Source organism: Streptosporangium sp. LJ11 (assembly GCF_051918945.1).
Classification (GTDB): Bacteria; Actinomycetota; Actinomycetes; order Streptosporangiales; family Streptosporangiaceae; genus Streptosporangium.
Map to the genome: position 1 here is coordinate 120,574 of NZ_JBPXMB010000022.1, position 25,121 is coordinate 145,694.

Below are 25,121 nucleotides of genomic sequence, written 5' to 3' on the forward strand. Positions count from 1 at the left end.
TGACCCGGTACACCGGAGCCCGCCGGGAGGCGCTACGTCGACCCTTGTCGCGACCGACGAAGTTTCCCCGACACCCGGTTCTCGGCCGCCACCCCTCCATGTGGAACAGCGCTCATGATCCGGAGACGTTCGACTCCGGGGACCGGGGATCGAAGCGCCGGAGTTCATGGGGCCACGGCTTGTAAGCGGGCTGACCAACTTCAACGTGCCCCACGACGATTCCTCTCCAAAGGTCCTCGCGCAGGGGACCCGCCGGTTTCCGGATCAGGCGTCCCGACATCGGCGCCGGCATCGGCCCCCACGCTTCTCACTCCGGCTTTCCCCGGTTCTCTCCCGCCTTCGCCCTGCCCGGCCTCGGGGAGGGGGTGGGCGCCCACATCGACGCCGGGCAGGGCCGAGCAGGGCAGGACCGGGTAAGGCCGAGGCCGGCGGGCCGGGGCCGGGGCCGGGGCGGGGGCGCGGGCGCGGGCGCGGGCGCGGGCGCGGGCGCGGGCCGGAAAATGCGATGGGAAACGGTCGGTGCCCGGTGATAGAAAACAGGTTCGCCCCCCATCCTCGATCTGCTCGGGAGCGAGCTTGTGGTCACCAGCAGTTCGGAGTTCTCCGTATCCGGCCGCCCGTACGACAGGCGGGGTCCGGTGCGCTGGCTCTGGTCCCATCTTCGCCGCCATCCGCTCCAGCTGACCGGCTTCCTCGGCGCATCGCTGATCATGGTCGTGCTCAACGCCATGGTCCCCGGGCTCACCGGCGCGGCCTTCGACGCCGTGCTGGGTGAGGACGGCGGCGGAGCGCGGGCACTGGGCGCGATCTCGCTGGGACTGCTCGCGATCGTGCTGGCGCGCGGCGCCTTCGACCTCGTGGCGCGGCTGGGCAGCGAGGTCCTGGCCAAGCGGCTGGAGCGGGACGCCAGGGACGAGCTCTACGTCAGCCTGCTCGGCAAGAGCCAGACCTTCCACAACAGGCAGCGGGTCGGCGACCTGATGGCGCGGGCGGCCAACGACATCCGGCAGCTCTCCACCATGATCAGTCCGGGCGTCGACCTGATCGTCGACTCCGGCCTGAGCGGCCTCGTGCCCCTGGTCTTCATCGCCACGATCGATCCGCGGCTGCTGCTGGTGCCCGGTGTCTTCGCGGTCGCCTTCGTGGTCGCGCTCCGGCACTACATGAGACGGCTCAACCCGGTGGCGACCCGCATGCGGGAGCAGTTCGGCGATCTCAACGCCGGGCTGAACGAGGCCGTACGCGGCATCGAGGTCATCAAGGTGACCGCTCAGGAGGAGCAGGAGCGGCGGCGGTTCCGGAAACGGGCGCGGCGCTATCGCGACTCCTTCGTCCACAACGGCCTGGTCCAGGCCCGCTACCTGCCGACCCTGCTCTTCGCCTTCGCGATGGCCGGCTCGCTCTGGCACGGCCTCCACCTGCACGCCGCCGGCGCCGTCACGATCGGCGAGCTGGTCGCCTTCATGGGCCTGGTGGCCATGCTGGGATTCCCGACCAGCATGTCGATCTTCACCTTCTCGCTGGCCCAGATCGGCATCGTGTCCTCCCGCCGGATCCTGAGCATCATGAACACCGAGACCGAGCTCGGGCAGCGCGCCGACGGCCACGCCGCGCCGATCGGCGGGGCGATCGTCTTCGAGAACGTGACGTTCGGCTACGGCGAGGACGACCCGGTGCTGCGCGATGTGACGTTCACCGTGCGGCCGGGCGAGACCGTGGCGATCGTCGGCGAGACCGGCTCGGGCAAGAGCACCCTGGCGAAGCTGGTCCCCCGGATCTACGACGTCACCGCGGGCCGGATCCTGGTCGACGGTGTGGACGTCCGCGAGTGGGACCTCGACTCGCTGCGCTCCCAGATCTCCACCATCGAGCAGGACATCGTGCTGTTCTCCCGGTCGGTGGCCGAGAACATCGCCTTCGGGCTGGGCCAGCGGGTGGAGCGGGACGCCGTCGTCCGGGCGGCCGAGGAGGCCCAGGCCGCCGAGTTCATCGGCGAGCTCGACGACGGCTACGACACGGTCATCGGTGAGCGCGGCATCACCCTCTCCGGCGGCCAGCGCCAGCGCCTGGCCATCGCCCGGGCCCTGCTGACGGATCCGGCGATCCTCGTGCTCGACGACTCGACGAGTGCGATCGACTCCGCCACCGAAGACAGGATCCAGCAGGCCATCGGCCGCGTTCTCGACGGGCGCACCACCCTGCTGATCACCCACCGGCTCTCCCAGATCCGCTGGGCGGACAAGGTCCTGCTGCTCCGCCGCGGCGAGCTGGTCGACTACGGCACGCACGACGAATTGCTCACCCGGAGTCGTCTCTACCGGCGGATCTTCACCCACTACGACGAGGCCGACGAGGCCGACGGCACCGACGGCACCGTGTCCGGCAACACCACCGACCTGGCCGTGGTCCTCGCGGGCGAGCAGGGAGCGCAGGGCTGATGGGCTTCATCATGGACGGCCTCGACGCCGAGGACTACGACCGCACCTACAGCGATCGCGACCTCCTTCGCCGGATCATGTCCTACTTCCGGCCGAAGCTGGGATCGATGATCCTGGTCGCAGTCATGATCGTGCTGTTCTCACTGAGCCAGGCGGCCATGCCGTTGCTGGTCAGCTGGGGTGTGGACGGGATCGAGGACGGCACGATCGACGAGGTGGGCTGGCAGCTCACCGCCGGCCTGCTGCTCGCCGGGGTGCTCGGCTGGCTGTTCAACTTCGTCCGCCAGTGGCACAGCGCGAAGGTCACCGGCGACGTCGTCCTGCATCTCCGCCAGGACGCGTTCGACGCCGTGCTCGAACGCGACCTGTCGTTCTACGACGAGACCCCGTCAGGAAAGATCGTCAGCCGGGTCACCTCCGACACCGATGACTTCGCCACCGTCTCCACCCTGACGATGGACCTGATCAGCCAGGTGCTGATGGTCGGCTTCGTCACGGTCCTGCTCTTCCTGCGCAGCGTCGAGCTCGCCCTGCTGACCCTGCTCGTGGTGCCGATCGTTATGGGCATCGCCCTACTGTTCCGGCGGGTCGCCCGGAGCAGCACCCGCAGGGCGCAACGCTCGCTGAGCCGGGTGAACGCCACCCTGCAGGAGACCATGGGCGGCATCACCGTCGCCAAGAACTTCCGCCAGGAGCAGCGGGTCTACGACGAGTTCCGCCCCATCAACCGGCAGAGCTACCAGGTGACGCTCAGGCAGGGGTTCGTCTTCTCCGGCATCTTCCCCGTGCTCTTCCTCGTCGCCGGGCTGGCCACGGTCGCGCTCGTCCAGCTGGGCGGCACCACCGTGCTCGGCGGCGGCCTGTCCGGCGGCGACTGGTTCCTCTTCCTGCAGGGCGTCTCGCTCTTCTGGTTCCCGCTCACCTCCATCGCCGCGTTCTGGTCCCAGTTCCAGCAGGGCCTGTCCGCGTCGGAGCGGGTCTTCGCCCTGATCGACGCCCCGCCCCGGGTCGTGCAGACCGATCCCCAGCCGGTCGGCAGGCTGGCGGGCCGCATCGAGTTCCGCGGTGTCACGTTCGGCTACGAAGCCGAAAGCCCCGTGCTGCGTGACTTCGACCTCACCATCGAGGCGGGCGAGAGCGTCGCACTGGTCGGCCACACCGGTGCGGGAAAGTCGACGCTCAGCAAGCTGATCACCCGGTTCTACGAGTTCCAGGACGGCCGGTTGATGATCGACGATCGTGACGTCCGCACGCTGGACCTGGCCGGATACCGGCGGCAGATCGGCGCGGTGCCGCAGGTTCCGTTCCTGTTCAGCGGCACCGTCGCCGACAACATCCGCTACCCGAGGCCGGAGGCGGGCGACGAGGAGGTGCTCGCCGCGGCCGCGTCGGTCGGCGGGGGCGACTGGATCGACGCCCTGCCCGACGGCCTGCGGACCGACGTCGGCGAGCACGGCCGCGCCCTGTCCATGGGCCAGCGCCAGCTCGTCGCGCTGGCCCGCCTGCTCATCCAGAATCCGGCGATCGTGGTCCTGGACGAGGCCACCGCCAGCGTCGACCCGCTGACCGAGGCCCAGATCCAGGAGGGTCTGGACCGGGTGCTGGCGGACCGCACCTCCATCGTCATCGCGCACCGGCTGTCCACGATCGAGCACGTCGACCGCATCATCGTGCTCGATCACGGCCGGATCGTCGAGGAGGGTGACCACACCACGCTGCTGGCTCGCGGTGGTCACTACTGCCAGGTCTACAACACCTACTTCCGGCACCAGTCTCCCAACTACCGGCCCGGTTCCGGGTTCGTCTCCGTCGCGGGCTCCGCGTGATCGAGGCCGCTCGGCATCCTCTTCGGCACGGTGGACCTGATGTGGGACCGGCCGGCGGCGGAGGCCCGCACCTGGGTCGAGACGCTGCTCGGCCAGGACGACCGGCGATGTACACCACGATCCGCCCGGTGAGCGCCCTGTACCCCGGGGGCACTCCGTCCGGCCAGGCCGTGCTCCGGCGGGCGGCGGGGACGCTGACCGGCGGGCGGGGACGCTAGCCGGCGGGCTCGGCGATCAGCGCCGTGCCGACGCGGCGGAAACCGAGCCTGGCGTAGATCCGGGCGACATCCTCGTCTCCCGCCGACAGGAAGACGGTCTTGACCCCCCGGGAGCGGGCGTCGGCGATCAACACCGCGGTGACCGCGAGCGCGAGGCCGCGACGGCGGGCGGCGGGCAGCGTGCCGATCCCGACGATCTCGCTCACCTCCCCGACCTGGTTGTGCTGGCCCGCGCACAGCGCCGTACCGCCCTCGACAGCCGCGGCGATCACCGTCAGCCCCGCCCGGACCCGGGCGGCGCCGCTTTCCAGGGAGCCGTCACCGGTGCGGGCGAGGACCGCCTCCGCCAGGTCCGCCGTGTCCGCCGCGCCGACGCGCGTGCCGGGCTCGGCGAAGGCGAGGTGGGGGACCACCAGCGCGGAGGGCAGCACCGGGTCGTCCGCCCCCAGGACCCGCACCGCCGGGTGCCCGGGCGCTCCTTCCGGCGCGACCGGCGCGACGTCCGTTCCGAGCACCATCAGCGGGTGCTCGTGAACCGTGAGCCCCGCCTCCTCGACCGCGGCGCGAAAGGCAGGCGTGGTCTCGGCCACCCACTCGAAACTTTCCGGGATCCCGAGCTCGCGCTGCCGGTCGCGGACCCGGGCCACGTCGTCGGCCCGCACCGGGCCGGACCACCCGGAAGCCGGGCGGGCGTAGAAGGGCCACCCCACGCCCTCCCGTACGAACAGGGTGAGCGGCCCGTGGTCCTCGACCCTGGCCTCGCGTCGCGGAACCGCGTCGTAGTAGTGCTCGATCAGGTCCAGCAGGGCCCGGGAGCCTTCGGTGGCAGTCATGTCCCGCATCCAAACAGCGACTCATGGACCGACGCCACTGCATTACGTGCCGGTCACGGCTGCCGCTGCGAGGGCGGCGGAGCCTTCAGGCTCGCTCACCAAGCCCGTAAATATCCCCTGAACATGCATTGAAAACGCCTAAATACCTATTATCGGTTCATGCAGCGGAAAGAGCCCTTTCCGCATCAATGGTCACGATCGAGGCACATCCCCGCGAGCATCCCGCCATCGGGAAACCAGCCCATGCTTACGACAGAAGCATCTTTGTCACCTTATTATTGGTGATTTATATCTTTCGCAGGCCGCATAGCGAGCGATGATGTTGCGATGAGTGGCAACAAGAAATGAACAACGGCGATGAGAACAGCGGCGACGTACGGCGGCGACCACTCCTGTTCGTCAGCTCGCAGTCCCCTCCGGGACCGCTACGTGACCTCAGAGACCTGCTGCACGAGCTGTACCTGGAAGCCGGCGCCCCCACTCTCGACGACATCGCCGAGGGAGTCTCCGGCGACATCCCCGGCCCCGGCGCCCCCGGACGCGACACCGTCCGCCGGATACTGGCCTCGGCGGAGACGCCTCCCAGCCAGGCCGACCTGACGGCGGTCATCACCGTCCTGGCCCGCCTGGCCCGGCGTGATCCCGCCGACGCCGCCGACCGGGGTCGCGAGATCTGGCGGAGGGCCCGCCTGGGTTCGCCGGCCGGACTGCCGATCCGCTCGCTGGCCGACCCGTTCTCGCTGGGGGTGCACCGGGCGATCGAGGCGGGCGCGCAGGCCGCCGGAATGGCCGGCCTGCCCGCCTACGTCCCGCGCCCCCATGACGACCACCTGGCCGCCGTCGTACGTCGGGCGACGGCCGGACGCAGCGCGGTCGCGATGCTGGTCGGCGACTCGTCGACCGGCAAGACCCGGGCCTGCTGGGAGGCCGTGCGACTGCTGCCCGGCGGATGGCGGCTGTGGTGCCCGGCCGATCCCGGCCGTCCCGAGACGACCGCCCTCGCCCTGAGCTCCCTCGCGCCGCGGACCGTCGTGTGGCTCGACGAGTCGCAGTCCTACCTGCTCACCCCGGCCGGCGGCATGGGTGAGCGCGTCGCCGCCGGGCTGCGGGCACTGGTGAGCGACCCGGAGCGCGGCCCGGTGCTGGTCCTGGGCACCCTCTGGCCCGAATACTGGGCCGCCCTCACCGCGGCTCCCGCAGCGAGCGGCGGCACCGACCCCCGTACCCAGGCGCGGGCGCTGGTGACCGGCGCGGCCATCCACGTCCCCGGCCGTTTCACCGGCCCCTCCCTGGAGGCGGTACGCGGCGCGGCGGGCGGCGATCCGCGCCTGGAGCGCGCGTACGCCGGGGCCCGCGACGGCCGGATCACCCAGTACCTGACCGGCGTGCCCGGCATGGTGGAGCGCTACCGCAACGCGCCCGCCCCGGCCAAGGCCGTGATCGAGGCCGCGATGGACGCCCGGCGCACGGGGCACGGTCCCGCCCTTCCGCACGCCCTCCTGAAGACCGCCGCGTTCGACTACCTGACCGACCACGAGTACGGCTCCCTGCCCCGGGACTGGTTCGAACGGGCCCTGGCCTACGCCTGCGGTGCCCACGGCCCCCTCACGCGCGTCCGCCCCCGCCACGACGAGCCGTCCGCGCACCCTCGCTACCGGCTGGCGGGCTACCTGGAACAGCTCGGTCGCGCCGAGCGCCGTACGCGTCCCGCTCCCGCGGCCCTGTGGGACGCGCTGGCCTCCCACGCCGACCCCGAGGACCTGCCGCGCCTCGCCGCCCAGGCCCGGGCCCGCGGTCTCTACCACCACGCCCTCCTGCTGTACGGGGCCGCCGCCACGGCCGGCGACCCCGACGCCCCGAGGCAGGCGATCGCCCTGCTCGGGGAGACGGGACGTACCGAGGAGACGCTCACCTGGCTGCGGATCCACGGCGGGCCGGACACCGCCCGGGCCATCGGCCGGCGCGCCGCCGTCCTCCACAGGGCCGGACACCGCGAGAGGGCGATCGCCGCCTATCTGCGCGCCGCGGAGGCGGGAGACGCCGATGCCCCGAGGGAGGCGATCGCCCTGCTCGTGGACGGGGGAAGGGTCAAGGAGGCGCTCACCTGGCTGTGGGCCCACGACTGGTTCGGCGACGCCGGCCTTCCCGTCTGGACCGCGGCGCTCCTCGACAGGGCGGGACACCACGAGGAGGCCCTCACCGCCTACATGCGCGCCGCGAGGACCGGGAACGTCGACGCCCCGGAGTGGCTGGCGTCCCTGCTGTACAGGACCGGCCGCAGGGAGGAGGCGATCGCCGCCTGCCGTCGCGCCGCGAGAACCGGCGACGGCCACGTCCTCAAGCAGGCCGTCGCCCTGCTGCGGGAGATGGGACGGACCGAGGAGGCGATCACCTGGCTGCGGATCCGCGCCGAGACGGGTGACACCGGTGCCCTGTGGGAGGCGGTCGAGCTGCTGCGGGAGTCGGAACGGGCCGAAGAGGCGATCACCTGGCTGCGACCCCGCGCGGAGAAGGGTGACCACCGCGCGATCTCGAAGACCGTCGAGCTGCTCCAGTACACGGGACGGACCGAGGAGGCGATCACCTGGCTGAGCGCCCGTGCCGAGACCGGCGACACCTACGCCTACTGGCGATCGATCGGCCTCCTCCGGCGGACGGGACAGATCGAGGAGGCGATCACCCGGCTGAGCGCCCGTGCCGAGACCGGCGACCGACTGGCGCTCGAGGAGGCGGTCGAGCTGCTGCGGGAGTCGAACCGGTCCTGGGAGGCGATCACCTGGCTGTATTCCCGCGCGGAGACCGGCGACCGCCCCGCCCTCGATCTGCTGCCGCACCTTCTGGAGAGGGCGGGGCGGACCACGGAGGCGATCGCCGCCCACCGGCGCGCCGCCGAGGCGGGAAACGCCGGTTCGCACTGGTCGATGGCCGCCCTGCTGCACCGGGAGGGCCACCTGGAGGAGGCCCTGGCCGCGTACCGGCGTGCCGCCGAGACCGGGCACACCGGCGGGGGCTGGCGGATGGTCGAGCTGCTCCAGGAGACGGGCCGTACGGAGGAGGCCCTCGCCGCCTACCGGCACGCCGCCGACGCCGGGAACGCCGACGCCGGCTGGCGGATGGTCGAGCTGCTCCAACGGGCGGGCCGTACCGAAGAGGCGATCACCTGGCTCCGGGCCCGCGCCGAGACCGGCGACACCGACGCCCTGTGGAAGGCGGTCGAGCTGCTCCAGGAGACCGGACGGGCCGAGGAGGCGATCACCTGGCTGCGGGCCCGCGCCGAGACCGGCGACGTCGGCGCCCTCGGGCGGTTCACCGCCCTGCTGTACCAGCTGGGCCGTACCGAGGAGGCGGTCACCTGGCTCCGGGCCCGCGCCGAGACCGGCGACGTCGGCGCCCTGGACCACGCGGTCGACCTGATGTACGAGACGGGCCGGGCGGAGGAGGCCCTCACCTGGCTGAGCGCCCGTACCGAGGCGGGCGACGTCGACGCCCTGACCTGGACCGCCGTCCTGCTGCGCGAGACCGGCCACCCGGACAGGGCGGTCCTCGCCTACCTGCGCGCCGCCGAGCTGGGCCTCCCCGGTGCCCTGCGACAGGCGATCGGCCTGCTGAGACGGCTGGGCCGCGTCGGCGAGGCCGAACGGCTCCGGCGGTACGGGATCACTCCCGGCACGACGTGATCCCCGCGTCGAACCGGGCCGCCGGGGTGCGTGTGTGGCGAGGCAGGCGGCAGACCGGTCAGGAATCGAGAAGCGCGCACCCCCACACCGCACCTAGCGTTACCTGCATGAATATCACCATTCACGCGAGTTTCCTGCCGCACGACGACCCGGACGCGTCCCTGGCCTTCTACCGCGACGTTCTTGGTTTCGAGGTGCGCAACGACGTCGGATACGACGGGATGCGCTGGATCACGGTCGGCCCCGCCGACCAGCCGGGCATCTCCGTCGTCCTGCAGCCGCCGGTCGCCGACCCCGGCGTCACGGACGACGAGCGCCGTACCATCGCCGAGATGATGGCCAAGGGCACCTACGCCGGCATCCTCCTGGCCACCGACGACCTCGACGGCACCTTCGAGCGGGTGGAGGCCGGCGGCGCGGAGGTGGTCCAGGAGCCGGTCGAGCAGCCGTACGGGATTCGCGACTGCGCCTTCCGCGACCCCGCGGGCAACATGATCCGCATCCAGGAGCTGCGCTGAGCCGAATCCCGTGGCCCTTCTGACGGCCGCCGGAGGCCGGATCACCGTCATCGCGGCGGAGGCACCCGGGGGCGGGTGTTCCGGCTACTTCATCGGCCCGCCCCCCTGCAGTCAGCGCGATTGCCACGGCAACCACCGAAAGGAGCGTTACATCAATGAGCGCCGCATCGAAAACCGACGACAACGAGCAGGACGCGCCCGCAGAGGAGGGATTCTCCGATGTGGAGCGTGCCGCCATCAAGGAGCGCGCGGCGGAGCTGAAGAGCGATGCTCGCCGCGGCCGGGGCACGGGCAGGGCGGCGGCCGATGAGCGAGCCCTGCTCGCGAAGATCGCCGAGATGGCGCCGCCGGACCGCGCGCTGGCCGAGCGTGTGCACGCCGTCGTCACGGCCGCCGCCCCGGAGTTGGCGCCGAAGCTGTGGTACGGCCAGCCCGCCTACGCCAGGGCGGGGAAGGTGGTGTGCTTCTTCCGCAGCGGGCAGGCGGACAAGGAACGCTACTCCTCGCTGGGGTTCACCGTGGAGGCGAACCTCGATGACGACGATGGCATGTGGCCGACGGCTTACGCCCTGACGACGTTGAGCGAAGCCGGCGAGGCGGCGCTCATGAAGCTCGTCAAGAAGGCCGTGAGCTGAGGTCCACGTATCGGGCGAGCACCCCTGTCGCCTCGCGCGGTACGTCTCCGACGGCACGGCGGTCCCGGGCCGGGGAAGGGACGGGACCGCCGTGACCGCTCAGAAGCGGCCGGTGACGGCCGGAGGGAAGGCGGGTGCCCACCGCTGGAGGAGGGCGGTCATCTCGGCTTCGCGCATCTGTCCTTTGATGCCCTCGACCGTACGGTCACAGATGAGCGGCGGTTCTGGGGTGGGCCAGGTGGCGATGGCGTGGAAGAACCAGCTGCCGGTTCCGTGGAGGACGGACCAGCCGGGCCAGGTGATCTCCGGCGTCGCGGCCTCGGCACGGGCTTCGTGGTCCCAGGTGTAGTGGGGCGCGGGGGCCGCGGCCTGGCCGTCGCGGTGGCGTCCGCGAGGGAGAGAGGGCCGTCGCCGGATCATGAGATCACCTGCCCGGTGGCCTGCTCCCGCGTCTGCCCGGCGGCGGTCCCCGTGACAGCGGTCCCTGTGACAGGCGAGGCCGCTGAATAAGATCACGCGAGTGTCCACGATGTCCAGATGTTCCAGCTCGGGTCCGGCACCGTCGAACAGGACGGTGCCGACCCGAGCAAGCGGATGACGTGCGGCCTCAGATGATCGACCAGGCCGGTCCGCAGCGCCTGCCGACGCCGCCCTGACTCCCCGTCAGCCGTCGCCCTCGCCGAAGGGGTTCTGGCCGCCACGACCGTTGCCGTTGCCGCGACCGCCGGGCCTGTCGAAACCGCCGGAGTCGTCGGGGCCGTTGAGCTCGATGGAGTCCCCGTCGTCGTCCGACGGGGGCGGCGCGGGCTGGCAGCTCTGGCCGCAACCGCCGAACCGCTCCGTGTTGATCGGGGTGAACGACGTCGGCTCGACGTTCTTCAGCGCCGCCAGCATCGTGTCCTTCCAGATCGGACCCGGGATGCTGGCGCCGAAGACCGAGCCGTAGTAGCGTCCGCCGATCGTGACGCCGTTCAGCTTGTAGTCCTGCGAGCCGCGCGGGTCGCCGATGCTGACCGCGCCGGCCAGGTCCGGGGTGAACCCGGCGAACCACGCGGTGGCGGAGCTGTCGGTGGTGCCGGTCTTGCCCGCCGCGTCGCGGCCGATGCCGCCGACGGCCCGCATCGTGCCCTTGGTGAACACACCGGACAGCACGTCGGCCGCCGCGTCGGCGACCTCGGGGTCGAGCGCCTGGCGGCACTTGGGCTTGTAGTCGGTGGCCTTGCCGTTCCTGTCGGTGATCCGGGTGATCGCCATCGGCGAGCAGTACTTGCCGCGCGCGCCGATCGCGGCGTACGCGTTGGCCACGGTCACCGGGTCCATCTCGTTGGTGCCGAGCGTGAACGTCGAGAACTCCAGGAGGTCGAGCCCGTCGGAGCGGTGGATGCCCAGCGATTTGGCGGTCTTGATCGTCTCGCAGAGGCCGACGCGCTGCTCCAGCGCCATGAAGAACGTGTTCACCGAATCCCAGGTGCCGGTCTGCAGGCTCTTCCAGCCGGGGTTGCCCTCGTCGTTGGTGACGGTGTGCGACGGGTCGCCGATGTTCTCGCCCTTGCAGTTCTGGAACGCCGAGTAACCCGAGGCGCGGAAACCGGCCCCGGCCGACAATCCGTCGTTCACCTTCATGCCCTGCTTCAGCGCGGTGAGCAGGGTGAACGTCTTGAAGGTCGAGCCGGCCTGCAGGCCGACGCCGCCGCCGTGCGCGGCGTCCGCGACGAGGTTGTAGGAGATCTCGTTCCTGGCCTTGCTCCGGCCGTACGGGCGGCTGGCCGCCATGGCCTTGATCGCTCCGGTACCCGGCTGGACCAGGGCCTCGGCCGCCACCGGCTTGTCGGAGGGGTGGACCCACTTCCTGATCGCCCTGTCCGCCGCCGCCTGCATGGTCGGGTTGATCGTGGTCCTGATCGTCAGGCCGCCGCGGTTGAGGAAGTCCTCGCGGGCCTTGGCCGTCTTGCCGAAGTCGGGGTTGCGCAGGATCTCGTTGCGGACGTAGATGCAGAAGTACGGGTAGTCACTGGACTCGCAGCCACCGGGAAACTTCGTCCCCTTGTAGCCGAGCTTGGTGGCCTTCGCCTGAGCTGCCTCGGCCGGGGTGATCTTGCCGAGTTCGGCCATCCGGTCCAGCACGACGTTGCGCCGGTGCAGCAACCGCTCGCGCTGCTTCCTGCCCAGGTTGGGGTCGGTGGCGTTGGGGTCCTGCACGGCGCCCGCCAGCGTCGCCGCCTGCGGCAGGGTGAGCTCGCCGGCCCCGACACCGAAGAACCGCTTGGCCGCCGCCTCCACACCGTAGGCGCTCGCGCCGAAGTAGGCGATGTTCAGGTACTTGCCCAGGATCTCGTCCTTGGTGTACTTCTCCTCCACCGCCATCGCGTGACGCAGCTCGTTGAGCTTGCGCGCGTAGCTGGCCTCCAGCGCCTTGCTCTTCTCCTCGTCGGTGTCGGCGGAGTTGAGCAGGACCTGCTTGACGTACTGCTGGGTGATGCTCGATCCGCCCTGGCTCACCCCGCCCGCGTGCAGGTTCTTGGCGAACGCGCGGATCGTGCCCTCAAGGTCGATCGCGCCGTGCTGGTAGAACCGGTAGTCCTCGATCGAGATGATCGCCGTCTTCATGACCTCGGCGATCTGGTCGAGGTTGACGACCTCGCGGTACTCCTCGTAGAACCGCGCGATCTCCTTGCCCCTGGCGTCCTGCACGATCGAGACCTCCGCGGGCGGAGGTTCGACGAGGTCCTCGGGTTTGAGATTCAGCTCGTTGGTCGCCGACACGAAGCCGAGACCCACGCCTCCCACGGCCGGCAACGCGATTCCCGCGACCAGCAGACCCGCGGCCGCTCCGATGGCGGCGAGCCGCCCGATCTTGGACGCGACCCCCGACTGTCCTTCACCCCGTTCAGCCATAAGCCATAGATTATGGGGTTTTCAAGGTGCTCCTCGCACGCGTTGCGCGATGCGCGGTCATCTTCCGGGGCGGCTCAGAGGCCCCGGCGGCCGCATCTCCCCCGCGGAGCACCGGCCCGCCACGTCGCCATCGGCTGTCGGGCCCGACCTCGTCGGAGATCCCCGCGTCGGCCGGGCTCGGACGACGGCCGAAGGATCTGCAGCTCCTTCGGCTCATCCGGCGAGGATCAGCTCAGCCGGGCGTGCGCGTACGCGGTCATGGCGTCGCTCATGTACGCGGCCAGGCCCTCGGCGATCCGCTCGTGGTTCGCCCTGAACTGTTCGTCGTCGGCCTGCATCCGGCCCAGGTGCGCGTACTCCGCCGCGGTCGGCGTCCAGAACCGGGCCATGTGCCGGTAGTGGACGTCGAGCTCGGCGAGAACCACGGGGTCGTCGGCGGGCGTGCCGGCGGCCATGAGCTCGGCCATCCGGATCATTCCCGCCGTGGCCTCCCGCCCCATGCGGTCGAGCTCCTGCGGAGTCACGGTATCCAGGAGCTCCTGCTGCCCGGACCGTTCCCAGTGCTCCGGCCACCGCTCGCGGGCCTGCGCGCCGTACCGCGCCCCGTCGAATCCCTCGAACAGATTCTCCGGCCTGCTGATTTTGGACATCTCACCCTTCCCTTCGCTCTTCTGGAGTTCGGTGATGGTGCGAGCCACCACGCGGGCCACCGCGTCCAGCCGGTCACGCTCTCCCAGCAGCCGCCGATGGTGCTCGCGCAGTGCCGCCACCGGGTCGGTGTGCCGGTCGACGATCTTCTTGATCTCGGCGAGGCCGAGGTCGAGCTCCCGCAGTACCAGGATCTGCTGCAGTCGCAGCAGCTGGTCCTCCTCGTAGTGGCGGTAGCCGTTCCCGCCGACCCAGGCGGGTGCCAGCAGCCCGATCTCGTCGTAGTGGCGCAGGGTCCTCGACGTCACTCCCGACATCCGCGCCACCTGTGCGATCGACCACGCCATGGCCTGCCACCTGTTCCCACCGTCACCGAGCCGGATCTTCCGGCTCGTCCATGACGCTAGATGTTGACGCAGCGGCAAAGTCAAGCCGGGAGCGGCAGGTCGGACGACGTGCGAACGCCATACCCGAGCCGGTGGGCTCGTGTCCTGGCCGGGTGGCGGGGAGGGCTCACTCGCCGGGCGGGAAGTCAGCGGAGCGGCTCACCTCCGCCCACCGCGCGGCCTCGGCGGCGCGGGCGCGGGACGACTTCTCGGCCAGGTCCACCGCGTCCGATCCGAGCAGCAGACGCAGTGGCGGCTCGTCGAGGTCAACGGTGTCGAGAATGATGCGCGCCGCTCGCACCGGGTCGCCCGGTGCCATCCGGTCGAAGCCCGCGCGCCGCCGGTTCATCGCGCCGACGGTCTCCTCGTAGTCCGGTCCCACGGCCGGGATGCGCATGGACGACCCGGCCCAGTCGGTGCGGAACCCCCCGGGCTCGATGATGGTGACCTTGACGCCCAGCGGCTTCACCTCGTTGTTGAGCACCTCCGAGAAGCCCTCGACCGCGAACTTCGCGGACTGGTAGGCGGCCAGGCCGGGGGACCCGCCCACGCGCCCGCCGATGGAGGAGAACTGCAGGATGTGCCCGGAACGCTGGGCGCGCAGCACCGGCAGGGCAGCCTTCGTGACATTGACGACGCCGAAGAAGTTGGCCTCGACCTGCGCGCGGAAGTCCTCGTCCGGGGTCTCCTCGATCGGGGAGGAGTTGGCGTAGCCGGCGTTGTTCACCACCACGTCGAGCCCGCCGAACTCGTCGACGGCCAGCCGTACGGCGGCGCGTGCGGCCCCGGCGTCGGTGACGTCGAGGGCGAACGTACGCACGTGGTCGCCGTACTTCCGCACGAGGTCGTCGAGCTGTTCCGGCCGGCGGGCGGTGGCGACCACCCGGTTTCCGCGCTCGAGTGCGGCCACCGCGAGTTCACGTCCGAAGCCGCGTGAACTTCCGGTGATGAGCCAGGTCCTGATCACTGTGCCTCCTTCAGGCAGGGTGTCATCTATATGTCACACCAGTGTGACACTAAAATGAGTTTGTGCCTCACACTTGTGTATGTCAAGTAGACAGATGTCACGCCTCAGTACACTGGCGGGATCATGAGAGCTGATGCCGCCCGCAATCTCGCCGCGGTCCTGCATACGGGTGCCCGCCTGCTGGCCGAGGACCCGTCGACCAGCATCGGCACGATCGCCGCCGAGGCCGGAGTCGACCGGCGGACCGTCTACCGGCGCTTTCCCACCAAGGAGGCCCTGCTCGCGGCCATCTTCCAGGCGAAACTCGACTCCTCCGAGCGGGTGCTGGACCAGGCCCGGCTCGTCGAGGCCCAGGTGGCGGTGGCGCTGCACCGGTACGTGGAGGGCATAGTCCCGGTCAGCCGGGAGTGGCCGGTGGACGTGCGCCGGATGATGCGCGCGAATCCGGCCGCGAGTGCCCGCAGGGAGGAACAGAGCGCGCGGCTCGACAGGTTCGTCCAGCGGGCGGCCGACGAAGGCCTGCTACGCGCCGACGTGCCCGCCGACTGGGCCCGCGCAATGCTGGATCACCTCGTCGACACCGCCGCTCACCGGTTCCCCCTGCTCGAACCCCCTCAGGCCGCCGATCTCGTCGTCGACACGCTGCTCAACGGCGTCGGACGGCGATAGCCGCGGATCTTTCGTGCTCCGGCGGAACAGCCGGGTGGTCGCGCTTCACGGGCACTTCACCGCCGGCCCCGGTCGAACCGTGAACCGCGGTGACAGCCTGGACCGGACGCCCCCTGACCCGACTTCACGCGGCGGGGTTCGATACCTCTCCCGGCCCGCTGATGATGTCCGGACCTACACGGATGCGGGCTTGAGCTCCGTCAAGCCGTAGCCGAGCTGGCTGTACAGCTCCAACTGGTCGTAGTATTCCCGGTGCGTTTTTATCTTGTCATTCTCGACGAAAGTCGAGCATGTGGAGCGGACAGTGATGCGACGACCGGTTCCTTCTATTTCGCGCCCATCCGGCAGGAGATAAGGTCCAGAATGCGTCCCGGTAACCGTCCATTCCGTGACAGCCGGGTTGTCGTGTTCATCGATCTCGAACCACGCCGCCAGATGCAGGTCCGGGAAGCCGACGAACAACTGCTCGTAGAGCCAGGCGATCTGTTCCCGGCCTTCCATCACGCCCGATGGTGCGACATAGACGGCGTCCGGAGCGTAGCAGTCGAGCACCTCTTGCAGGTCGTGAGCGTTGATCGCCTCACACAATCGGTGCTTGAGGTCCCAAAAAGTGGACATGGTCGCGCCTCACCGGCGTTGGGGCCGCCCAACGCCCCTGAATGAATCGAGATGAAAATGCCTCAGCGCCTATTCGGTGAATTAAGCCTCATAGAATTCAACTATTAACCCTTTATGATATCCAACGAGGGGTCAGCCGCCGATCAAGTCGGCACCATACCCATGTCAAGGAACACGTCCCGGCCCACACCGACGGCAACAAGGGCAAAGGCGCTTGCCGCAGGGGCGACGGCGCCTGTGAGATCGAACGCCACGATGCCGGTTTCCCACAGAGCGTGTAAGCCTCGGTGATGCCCCTGCAACGTCTGACACGACGTTCGGCGAGGCTTCCGTCGCATCGCCGTCTGATACAGCCGGACACGCGTGATGATGCGGTGCGGCTCGGCCGCGTCTGCGACGACGACGTACTCGGTGACGCCCAAGATCCCGTCCTTGCCGAGCGGAACCCCGCGCCGCTGCGGCCACTGGACGGAGGCGGTGCGACCGGAGACATCACCTCTCGTCTCGTTGATCTCAACGGATAGTGCGACAACCGCTGAAAACAACGTCAGGCTGATCTGAGCACCGGCCAGGGGTTCCGCGACCCCTTCGGAGAAATAGCAAGGCCATCCCTCCTCTTCGGGTTCACTCAAGGGGCTGCCCCTGCCGCTCTCGGCGATCGAGAACATCGGCGAGGGTGGCGACGGGCAAAGTGCCCTCCAGCGCGGCCTTACGGATCTGGTCGGCTTCGGGATCCTTGTCGAGCATCGCCTCACACCATCAACGGCACAGGATCACCTCCGCCTGATCCAGAGGTGCTGTGCCCGACTCCCGGTAGAACTCCATCCGCCGACCACCTTGACCAAGCAGGAACAGCTCGCCCTGGTTTACGGCGCTGATGGGTATGCGCTGATGGCGGCCGTGTATGCGCCGTTCTCCCCGGCGTGGCTGCGGCACCTGCCCGCCGTCGGCGCATTGCGGGTCATGCTGATGCCGAGTTAACCAGCAGGGCCCGGCGATGGCCTTGACGAGGTGGCCGGCTTTGCCGGGGCTGCAACGTGGTTTCCGGAGAATGCGTCGGCGTTTGAGCTGGGCGTTCACACGTTCTCCGGGTCCGCGGAGTGTGGCGTGTGAGCGGTTGGCTCATTTCTGCTGTTCGAATTTGTTCCTTTCCTTGCCCTTGTACGGGGTGATCACCGTCCGGGCGCCCGCACCTTGATAGGCCTTGTCGACCGGAGTGGGGATCCCGTGCGCGTCCAACGCGTGCGTGATGCCCCGGATCCGGGCGGCGGTGCTTGGCAAAGCAGTAAGGGCGGCCGGCCCGCATTCGATCGGTGCGGATGAGTAGACCAAGACCAGTAGCGCCTGCCACCCAGGATTGAGCAGCCGCCATGGCGACCCGATCGCTTTGCGCCGCCGGCGGATCAGCCCGGCCACGTAGTTCAGCGTTGAACGCGGCAAATCCACGGCGGCACGGTAGAAAAGCACTCGAAGCTCCTGGTCCCGACGGCCTGGTTGTGGTGATCAACCCGTCTACCAGGAGCTTTCTACATTCGCCAGGCGAACACCGAGTCCGCGGTCACCCCGTGATCAGCGGACCGTTACAGGAGGATGAAAATCGTTCAATGCGCAGCTGAAGAGTCGGCGGATCCTACGGAAACCACGCTGCCGCCCCGAAAGAGCAGGTCGACCGGTCAAGGCAATTCACGTCCCGCGGATCCGTGAAGCAGGCTGAAAAGCGCTCGGTACGCGACCCAAACACCCTCACGAAACGTCGAGGTTAGTTTGCCAGGACTACCTGCCGGTAACGGCTTTCTTATGCGCTTGGCCGCCCAAGGACGCCCTCAAGCGATGATCATCACTTTTCCGCCATGTCCAGAAGCGGACAACTAATGGCATGTGCCATCGGCCGGAATTATGGAGGCCTGTAAATATATATCCGCAGGTCAAGCTCCAGCGACCGTTATTACCTCCCCGTAGACGCGAAGCCGGAATACCGGCGTGCGGCCGATGCTTTACCAGCTCTAATAACTGGAGTCAAGTCATTGATTAACCACTTAATGCATGGAATACCGGATGCATCCAAACAAGCGTCCCACAGAGGAGCATTCCGGTGGAAATCCCCCCAACTGCCACAAGATCTCTGCGATCCCCCCGTCGTCTGGCAGTGGCGCTTTGCACCACCCTCGTCCTTGTCGGGATGGGCGCCGGGCAGGCCGTCGCGGCCCCCGCCCCCGCCCCCGTCAAGGACACCACCACCCGGCCCATCGAGCCGGCCGGCGCGATCCCGGGCGGTTTCGCCTCCTGGAAGGACCTGCTGTCCACCCAGGAGAAACTGGTCAAGGCCGCCGACCGCGTCACCGCCGCTGTCAAGGCGCAGGGCGGCGCCGGGTTCGCCGGCATCGTGGCCGCGCCGGAGAACCATGAGCTGCGCATTTACTGGAAGGGGGACACCCCCAAGCCCGTCCGCGACCTGTTGGGCCAGGTGCGCCAAGAGGTGCCCGTCAGCGTCCTGTCCGCCGCCTACTCGGCCCGCGAGCTGGATCGGGAGATGAAACGCCTGGCCCGCACGTCCGGCGACGTGATCACGGCGATCGCGCCGAACGTCGACGGCTCGGGCCTCACGGTATCGGGTGCCGACTACGGCCTCACCCGCTCGAAGGTCGCCGACTCGGCGGTGCCGGTCACCGTGGAGGTCGGCGTCAAGCCGACGCTGGCCACCCGCTGGGACGACTCCCCGCCCTGGTGGGGCGGCGCGGCCTGGCGTAACGCCAGCACCGGCGGCGGCTGCTCGACGGGCTTCGCCGTCACCTACGGCGGGACGAGCAGGATGCTGTCCGCGGGCCACTGCGGCAACGCCGGCCAGACGGCCACCGACCCGACCGGCCAGGTGATCGGCTCGATCTCGCCGGACAACAACGGCCTTGACGTGCTGCTGATCAACGGCACCTCCGCGGGCCGGGTCTACAACAACAACCCCGGCTCCATCTCGCCGGAGTTCAGCAACTCGGTCATCGGCACCTCCAGTTCCTACGTGGGCCTGTGGGTGTGCACCTCCGGCGCGTACTCGGGCACCAACTGCAGCATCCAGGTGCAGCAGGTCGGTGTCACGATCAATGTGGGCTACCTGATCACGGGCACGGTGCGGGCCGAGCAGTCGGCGCACACCAACGCGGTCGGCCAGGGCGACAGCGGCGGCCCGGTCGAGGTCATCAATTCGGCCAACACCACCCAGGTGTACGCGGCGGGCGTCAACACCGCGATCGACAGCAGCACCGCGGTGCCCTGCACCGGCTACGTGACCAGCGGCCGCATCTGCGCCTGGCGGATGTACTACGCGCCGTGGAGCAACGCGACCGCCGCGTTCCCCGGTATCGCCATCACCCTCGGATGATCCACGAGATCTGATTCGAGCGATCAGGGGCCGGTGCGCAGGCGCCGGCCCCTGATCGTCGCCCGCACGCGGCCGACCAGGCCCCAGCCGACGTGGACGAAGTACTGATCGGCCGTCGCTTGCCGGAAATGCCGAGTTCGTCGCTCAGGAGGATCCAAAGGTGAACAACCCCCCGAGAAACCGCAGGTCACCTCGATTCCGTTACCTCGCCACAGCGGTCGGCGTCATGATCGCCATCGCCGGGATGGGCACCGCCCAGGCCGCCGGCGCACCGGACCCGGTCAAGCCCTGGACCACGGGATCCGTGGAGCACACCGGACCGGTGCCGGGTGGCTACGCCTCGTGGAAGGACCTGCTGCTCGATCAGCAGAAGATGGTCAAGGCCGCAGACCGGATCACCGCCGCGCTGGCGGACGGCGGCGACGGCTACGCCGGCGTCATCGCGGCGCCGGAGAACCGCGAACTGCGCGTGTACTGGAAGGGCAAACCCGCCAAGGCGATCAACGACCTCGTGGGCCGGTTGAGGCGCGACGTGGCGATCAGCGTCCTGCCGGCGCGGTACTCGGCGCGTGAGCTGGAGGGTGAGGCGAATCGTCTCATCCGGGCGAACCGCGATCTGATCACCTCCATCGAGCCCCTTCAGGACGGCTCAGGCCTGAAGGCCACCACTGCCTCGGCCGGCGCGGCCCGCACGGCGATCTCCGGCGCGGCGGTGCCGGTCACCCTTGAGCACGGTGTGCAACCCAAGGTGGCCAGCCGCTGGGACGACAGCCCGCCGTGGTGGGGCGGTTCGGTGTGGGGCACTCCGTCACCCGCCTGCACGACCGGTTTCGCGGTGACCTACCAGGGCGTCACCAAGATGCTGACCTCGGCGCACTGCGCGTCGGTCGGCCAGACCGCTGCGGACCCCACCGGCCAGGTCATCGGCACCGTCACGCACAGCAACTCCTCCCGCGACGTGCTCCTCATCGGCACCAGCGCCGGGGGACGAGTCTTCAACAACCCCGTCAGCAGCGTCGCCACGGAGTTCAGCAGCAGCGTGGTCGGCCCCACCAGTTCGATCGTCGGCCAGTTCGTCTGCACCTCCGGCGGCTTCTCCGGCACCAACTGCACCATCAAGGTCACTGCGGTCAACGTCACGATCAACGTGGGCTGGCTGATCCAGGGCACCGTCCGCGCCGAGCAGCAGGCGTTCGCCAACGCGGCCGGCGGCGGCGACAGCGGCGGCCCGGTCGAGGTCACCAACCCGGCCAACACCAACCAGGTTTACGCCGCCGGCACCATCACCGCCACCGACTTCGGCACCCAGGTCCCCTGCACCGGCTACCGGCCCACCGGCCGCGTCTGCACCTGGCGCATCTACTACTCCCCGTGGAGCAACGCGACCACGGCGTTCCCCGGCATCGCCATCATCCCTGGATGACCGACCTGACACCTTTCTGAGTCGAGTGATCGGGACCGGGGCCAAGGCTCCGGTTCCCTTTTGTCGTTCCACCCGAACGCTTCCGTTTCATCGACTCCCGCAGGGAGGACCTCACCGATGAACACCTCCCGACGAACCTCGCGGTTACGTCATCTGGTCGTGGCAATGGGAATCGTGCTGGTCACGGCCGGGATGGGTACCGCCCGGGCGGCGAGCGCGCCGGGCCCGGTCAAGCCCTGGACTACGGGATCCGTGGAGCACACCGGGCCGGTGCCGGGTGGCCGCGATCGGCGAGGGCGACAGCGGCGGTCCGGTCGAGGTCGTGAACCCCAGCGACAACACCCGGGTGTACGCCGCCGGTGTGGCCTCCGCCTGCGACAACGGCACCTCCGTACCGTGCACCGGTTATGTGACCGCCGGCCGTACCTGCGCCTGGCGCATGTATTACTCCCCGTGGAGCAACGTGATCGCGGCCTTCCCTGGAATGACCGTCGTCACCGAGTGATCGGCGGGATTGGGTGTGACATGCAATGACCGAAAAGGGGTCGGCGCTCAGCGCCGACCCCTTTTTCGCGCCATGAGCCGATCGTTCCCCGGAAACGGCGGGTCACCTTTCCAAGCTCGGTTCGAACGCATCCCGTCCACTTTTCGTTCTACTGTTTGTCGGACAATACGATCGGAGGCGTCCTCATGAATGCGAGGCGTCACATCCGCACCACGGCCACCGTCCTGGGCGCGGCCCTATGTCTGGCCGCCACCATGGCGGCATGCGCGGCCCCCGGCGGCGACACGGCCGCGACCCCCGAAGGCCCCACGCCACCCGTTCCCCAACCCACCGCCGCGAGTTCCACGCCCACGGGCCAGGCCGAGGCGCCCTTCCTGGCCGACCGCGTCGGCGAGTACCTACGCCAGACCTACCCCGACCAGTACGCCGGGATAACCATCGACGGCTCCAAGCTGATCGTCTACCGCGTCCCGTCCTCCACCTTGGACAGCGCTCTGCGCAGCAGGTTCCCCTCCGCCCCCGTCGAACTCCGCGACGCTGCCCACTCCGCTCGCCGCCTGGAGGCCCTGGCCCAGCGCATCACCGACGACATCGACTACTGGACCCGCAAGGGTGTCCCCATCACCACGGTGGCCGCCCGCTTCGACGGCGCCGCCGTAGAGATAGGCACCACCGACCTCCAAAAGGCAACCGCCGAACTCCCCGAACGCTACGGCCCCGTCCCCCTGCGATTCACCGAAGCCTCCCCCACCCTCCTTCTCCCCACGACGACCCCCACCTAGCCTCGGGCTTTCACCTGGGCGGCGGGGAATTTGATCGTTTAAACGAGTAAAGAAATTCTGAGCCATGGGTAGAAGTTGCTCTTGAACCGATAGTACGAATGACGATATATATCAAGTATGGCGTTACGTGAGCAGAGCTACCTGATCCTGCTGGCCCTGTCCCACGGGCCGCTCCACGGCTACGGGGTGATCAAAGCAGTGCAGGAGCTGTCCGAGGAGCGGGTACGCCTTGGCGCGGGCACCCTCTACGGCGCCCTGGATCGGCTGGCGGGCGACGGACTGGTGATCGTGGTCAAAGAAGAGGTCGTCTCCGGCCGCCACCGCCGCTACTACGACCTCACCGGCCACGGTCGTCAGGTGCTGGCCGAGGAGACCGCCCGCCTGACGCGCCTGGCCGCCACCGCTCAGCGCCGCCTGCGCCTCCAGCCCGGGATGGGGATGTGATGACCTCCGACGCCGCCACCGCCTACGAGCGCCGCTGCCGGTTGCTGATGCGCCTGGCCTACCCGCCCCGTTTCCGGGAGTTTCGCGGTCCCGAACTCCTGAGCACCTTGATGGACCTGGCCCAGCCGGGCCAGAGCAGCCCGACTTTGCATGACGGCTTGGACGTACTCCGCGGCGGGCTCATGCTGCGCCTGCGCGAGCGTCCGCCGATAGGGCACTGGCTTCTCTACCGATGGGTTGGCATCGAGGTGCCCTGGAAATATCGCTGGTGGGCCAGAGACGATATCCAAGGACGGTTCTTCTATGAGCGGTATGTAGCCTCCACCATGCTCTGGACGAGCCTGTGTTTAATGCTAGGCCAGTTGGTTGTGTCGCCCGTGACCCACCTGTTTTTCATAGGCCAACTGGGAGCATATGTAGTTGTCTACCTTTTTCTACTGCCGACCAAGGACCGACTCAAACGTAAATGGCTAGCCAGACATGAGTTTCACCCTGACGGCACCTCCCATGTTCCGATTCCCCCAGAAGTCCGCCCTGATGGCAAGGCATGTGAGCCTAAACCGCATGATATATAGAGGGCAAAATCCAAGCCAGTAAAATACTCAGCGTCTCCTTCCACCACAGCCGCATCCATATTGAGTTTTTCGCTTGCCTACACCGAGTAGCAGAAATGCCGAGCGAGCACGCGTTTTCAGATCATGAGGGCGATGCCGTTGTCGGCGAGTTCTTCGGGGGTGAATACCGCGCTGGTGTCGTCGGCGAGTTCGGCGTGGCCTCCCAGCCGAAGGTGAAGACGAGACGTTCGTACGGCACGAACTCCACGAACCGTCCGCGCATCACCGGGCGTGGACCCTCGTGCATCGCAACCTGCAAGGTGCCGCCGGGGCGGGCGTCCAGCTCGGCCGTTCCCCACCATCGCGCCAGGCGTGCCGGGTCGGTGAAGAACCGCCAGATCGTCTCGGGACGCGCACGGATGTGCAACGTCTGCTCAATCGTCCTGCTCACAACGATCCCTTCACGTCCTGGGCACCGGTGTGCGCGCGTTCTTCTTGCTCGGCTTCGTACTGGAGGCGGCTGAGCGAGGTGGACCACATTGTCTCCAGGAACGTCACCGCCTCGGCCAGCCCCTCCGGACGTAGCCGATAGAAGCGGCGGTTGCCTGCGCGGCGGACGTCGACGAGGCGGGCTGCTGTCAGCGTTCGCAGATGCTGGGATACCGCAGGGCGACTGATCTCGGGAAAGCGCTCGGCGATCTCGCCTGCCGATACCTCGCGATCCCGCACCAGGACGAGGATGGCGCGGCGGGTCGGGTCCGCCACAGCGCGAAGCGCGTCGTCCATGGGCCACCGCCTTCGTTTGCGCACTGCCGGGACAGTATGTAAGTGTTTAAGCAACATCTTACACACTATCGATGACGAGGATCCGCCATGTCCGGAGACGACAACACCCGTGCCCCGCGATCGGAGAACCAACGCCTGAATGCGCTGGTTGGTCGTTGGCGTTCGCAGGGGCGTATAGCGGCCACCGCGATCGACCCGGCGATCCGCATCGCCGGGTCGGACACCTACGAGTGGCTGGCGGGCGAGCACTTCCTCATTCACCGTGTGGACGTGCGCATGAATGAAGAACACGTCGAGGTCATCGAGATGATCGGGCCCTACGATCCAGCGAGCCGGACCTATCCCATGCGCTCCTTCGACAATCAAGGCAACTTCGTCACCATGCGGGCAAGCGTCGACGACGGGGGTGTCTGGACGTTCGCCGGCGAGACGGAGCGGGCGACGCTGGTGATCGCCGAAGACGGCGATTCCATGACGGCCGAATGGGAGCGCACTGACAACGGCTCAAACTGGCGGCACTGGATGGACATGAGCTTCACGAGGGCTCCCAGTCCCAGCGCCATCCCTCGCAGATCGGTCTGAGCGAGAACTCCCGTTACCCGGCGCTGGCCTGCTCGACCTTCGCGCCGGCCGGTAGGAATCGGTTCCGGTCTCGATGATCGCTCCGCCGAAGGTGAGCCGGTCAACGATGGCCGTAAAACTCATCGACACGAAATCGCTGTGATCAGGGGCGTTGCCGAGTCTCATCGACAAACGTTGCCGCTAGACGCGAACAGAACCACGCGGCGCGTTCCCGGCGCACAATCGAGGCAGCGAAGGCCACGCTGACCTGGGTTGTTTCCCCTCGAGGCCCGTCCGGTCCGCAGACCTTCGGGCGCATCGCTGCGAACTTTCTTCTGGCGGCGTGTCAAGAATGCTCGACCGGC

24 protein-coding genes and 1 pseudogene are annotated in these 25,121 nt (G+C 68.7%); 14 read left to right on the plus strand and 11 right to left on the minus strand.

Features of this window, described 5'->3' with window-relative positions:
* Nucleotides 1–578: 578 nt before the first annotated feature.
* Together ACTOQ3_RS29815 and ACTOQ3_RS29820 are read left to right on the plus strand one after the other, a co-directional pair.
* A complete protein-coding gene (locus ACTOQ3_RS29815) occupies nt 579–2,438 on the plus strand; it encodes an ABC transporter ATP-binding protein (RefSeq protein WP_440086754.1) in 1,860 nt (619 codons plus the stop codon).
* A complete protein-coding gene (locus ACTOQ3_RS29820; RefSeq protein ID WP_440086755.1) occupies nt 2,438–4,264 on the plus strand; it encodes an ABC transporter ATP-binding protein in 1,827 nt (608 codons plus the stop codon). Before ACTOQ3_RS29815 ends, ACTOQ3_RS29820 begins: the two co-directional genes overlap by 1 nt.
* 214 nt (nt 4,265–4,478) lie before the next feature.
* Here ACTOQ3_RS29820 and ACTOQ3_RS29825 read toward each other — a convergent pair whose 3' ends face one another.
* On the minus strand, nt 4,479–5,315 hold the full coding sequence (locus ACTOQ3_RS29825; RefSeq protein ID WP_440086756.1) for a GNAT family N-acetyltransferase: 837 nt from the start codon (nt 5,313–5,315) through the stop codon (nt 4,479–4,481).
* Between the two features lie 344 nt (nt 5,316–5,659).
* Between ACTOQ3_RS29825 and ACTOQ3_RS29830 the strand changes: the two genes are divergently transcribed.
* The 3 genes from ACTOQ3_RS29830 to ACTOQ3_RS29840 all read left to right on the plus strand — a co-directional run bounded on the left by ACTOQ3_RS29830 (nt 5,660) and on the right by ACTOQ3_RS29840 (nt 10,145).
* A complete protein-coding gene (locus ACTOQ3_RS29830) occupies nt 5,660–8,992 on the plus strand; it encodes a tetratricopeptide repeat protein (RefSeq protein ID WP_440086757.1) in 3,333 nt (1,110 codons plus the stop codon).
* A gap of 107 nt (nt 8,993–9,099) precedes the next feature.
* Entirely contained in the window at nt 9,100–9,510 is a 411-nt protein-coding gene (locus ACTOQ3_RS29835; RefSeq protein WP_440086758.1) for a VOC family protein, read from the plus strand.
* Between the two features lie 155 nt (nt 9,511–9,665).
* A complete protein-coding gene (locus tag ACTOQ3_RS29840; RefSeq protein WP_440086759.1) occupies nt 9,666–10,145 on the plus strand; it encodes a DUF1801 domain-containing protein in 480 nt (159 codons plus the stop codon).
* A gap of 99 nt (nt 10,146–10,244) precedes the next feature.
* On the opposite strand, the gene ACTOQ3_RS29845 is transcribed toward ACTOQ3_RS29840, so the two are convergent.
* The 4 genes from ACTOQ3_RS29845 to ACTOQ3_RS29860 form a co-directional block, all read right to left on the minus strand.
* A complete protein-coding gene (locus tag ACTOQ3_RS29845; RefSeq protein WP_440086760.1) occupies nt 10,245–10,565 on the minus strand; it encodes a hypothetical protein in 321 nt (106 codons plus the stop codon).
* Between the two features lie 243 nt (nt 10,566–10,808).
* Nucleotides 10,809–13,040, minus strand: coding sequence for a transglycosylase domain-containing protein (locus ACTOQ3_RS29850; RefSeq protein WP_440086761.1), 2,232 nt, complete (start codon nt 13,038–13,040; stop codon nt 10,809–10,811).
* A gap of 227 nt (nt 13,041–13,267) precedes the next feature.
* Nucleotides 13,268–14,035 (minus strand): MerR family transcriptional regulator, encoded by a 768-nt coding sequence (locus ACTOQ3_RS29855; RefSeq protein ID WP_440086763.1) that lies wholly within the window; start codon nt 14,033–14,035, stop codon nt 13,268–13,270.
* Between the two features lie 166 nt (nt 14,036–14,201).
* On the minus strand, nt 14,202–15,041 hold the full coding sequence (locus ACTOQ3_RS29860) for an oxidoreductase (RefSeq protein WP_440086764.1): 840 nt from the start codon (nt 15,039–15,041) through the stop codon (nt 14,202–14,204).
* A 123-nt stretch (nt 15,042–15,164) separates the two neighbouring features.
* On the opposite strand from ACTOQ3_RS29860, the gene ACTOQ3_RS29865 reads away from it, so the two are divergent.
* Nucleotides 15,165–15,710, plus strand: coding sequence for a TetR/AcrR family transcriptional regulator (locus ACTOQ3_RS29865; RefSeq protein ID WP_440086765.1), 546 nt, complete (start codon nt 15,165–15,167; stop codon nt 15,708–15,710).
* Nucleotides 15,711–15,884: 174 nt separating this feature from the next.
* Here the strand turns inward: ACTOQ3_RS29865 and ACTOQ3_RS29870 are convergent, their stop codons facing one another.
* The 3 genes from ACTOQ3_RS29870 to ACTOQ3_RS29880 form a co-directional block, all read right to left on the minus strand.
* Nucleotides 15,885–16,328, minus strand: a complete 444-nt coding sequence (locus ACTOQ3_RS29870; protein WP_440086766.1) for an ester cyclase — start codon at nt 16,326–16,328, stop codon at nt 15,885–15,887.
* A 143-nt stretch (nt 16,329–16,471) separates the two neighbouring features.
* Nucleotides 16,472–16,960 carry a hypothetical protein gene (locus ACTOQ3_RS29875; protein ID WP_440086767.1) on the minus strand — a complete coding sequence of 163 codons (489 nt, stop codon included), beginning with the start codon at nt 16,958–16,960 and terminating at the stop codon, nt 16,472–16,474.
* Nucleotides 16,953–17,075 carry a hypothetical protein gene (locus tag ACTOQ3_RS29880; protein ID WP_440086768.1) on the minus strand — a complete coding sequence of 41 codons (123 nt, stop codon included), beginning with the start codon at nt 17,073–17,075 and terminating at the stop codon, nt 16,953–16,955. Before ACTOQ3_RS29880 ends, ACTOQ3_RS29875 begins: the two co-directional genes overlap by 8 nt.
* 90 nt (nt 17,076–17,165) lie before the next feature.
* Here ACTOQ3_RS29880 and ACTOQ3_RS29885 point away from each other — a divergent pair, with 90 nt between their 5' ends.
* On the plus strand, nt 17,166–17,309 hold the full coding sequence (locus ACTOQ3_RS29885; RefSeq protein WP_440086836.1) for a hypothetical protein: 144 nt from the start codon (nt 17,166–17,168) through the stop codon (nt 17,307–17,309).
* A 15-nt stretch (nt 17,310–17,324) separates the two neighbouring features.
* On the opposite strand, the pseudogene ACTOQ3_RS29890 reads toward ACTOQ3_RS29885, so the two are convergent.
* Nucleotides 17,325–17,795 (minus strand): annotated as a pseudogene (locus ACTOQ3_RS29890) (transposase family protein); the annotation flags it as partial.
* A 679-nt stretch (nt 17,796–18,474) separates the two neighbouring features.
* Here ACTOQ3_RS29890 and ACTOQ3_RS29895 point away from each other — a divergent pair.
* The 6 genes from ACTOQ3_RS29895 (at nt 18,475) to ACTOQ3_RS29920 (ending at nt 23,430) form a co-directional block, all read left to right on the plus strand.
* Nucleotides 18,475–19,701 (plus strand): hypothetical protein, encoded by a 1,227-nt coding sequence (locus ACTOQ3_RS29895; protein WP_440086769.1) that lies wholly within the window; start codon nt 18,475–18,477, stop codon nt 19,699–19,701.
* 160 nt (nt 19,702–19,861) lie between these two features.
* Entirely contained in the window at nt 19,862–21,124 is a 1,263-nt protein-coding gene (locus ACTOQ3_RS29900; RefSeq protein ID WP_440086770.1) for a hypothetical protein, read from the plus strand.
* Nucleotides 21,125–21,401: 277 nt separating this feature from the next.
* A complete protein-coding gene (locus tag ACTOQ3_RS29905) occupies nt 21,402–21,629 on the plus strand; it encodes a hypothetical protein (protein WP_440086771.1) in 228 nt (75 codons plus the stop codon).
* Nucleotides 21,630–21,814: 185 nt separating this feature from the next.
* Nucleotides 21,815–22,411: a hypothetical protein gene (locus ACTOQ3_RS29910; protein WP_440086772.1), complete on the plus strand. Its 597-nt coding sequence runs from the start codon at nt 21,815–21,817 to the stop codon at nt 22,409–22,411.
* 117 nt (nt 22,412–22,528) lie between these two features.
* Nucleotides 22,529–22,855 carry a PadR family transcriptional regulator gene (locus ACTOQ3_RS29915; RefSeq protein WP_440086773.1) on the plus strand — a complete coding sequence of 109 codons (327 nt, stop codon included), beginning with the start codon at nt 22,529–22,531 and terminating at the stop codon, nt 22,853–22,855.
* Nucleotides 22,855–23,430 (plus strand): hypothetical protein, encoded by a 576-nt coding sequence (locus ACTOQ3_RS29920; RefSeq protein ID WP_440086774.1) that lies wholly within the window; start codon nt 22,855–22,857, stop codon nt 23,428–23,430. Before ACTOQ3_RS29915 ends, ACTOQ3_RS29920 begins: the two co-directional genes overlap by 1 nt.
* A gap of 121 nt (nt 23,431–23,551) precedes the next feature.
* Here the strand turns inward: ACTOQ3_RS29920 and ACTOQ3_RS29925 are convergent, their stop codons facing one another.
* Nucleotides 23,552–23,860 (minus strand): SRPBCC family protein, encoded by a 309-nt coding sequence (locus ACTOQ3_RS29925; RefSeq protein ID WP_440086775.1) that lies wholly within the window; start codon nt 23,858–23,860, stop codon nt 23,552–23,554.
* The gene (locus tag ACTOQ3_RS29930; RefSeq protein WP_440086777.1) at nt 23,857–24,195 is read right to left on the minus strand and encodes an ArsR/SmtB family transcription factor; all 339 of its coding nucleotides are present in this window, start codon (nt 24,193–24,195) and stop codon (nt 23,857–23,859) included. Before ACTOQ3_RS29930 ends, ACTOQ3_RS29925 begins: the two co-directional genes overlap by 4 nt.
* Before the next feature lie 87 nt (nt 24,196–24,282).
* Between ACTOQ3_RS29930 and ACTOQ3_RS29935 the strand changes: the two genes are divergently transcribed.
* Nucleotides 24,283–24,777, plus strand: a complete 495-nt coding sequence (locus ACTOQ3_RS29935; protein WP_440086778.1) for a DUF1579 family protein — start codon at nt 24,283–24,285, stop codon at nt 24,775–24,777.
* Nucleotides 24,778–25,121 lie beyond the last annotated feature (344 nt).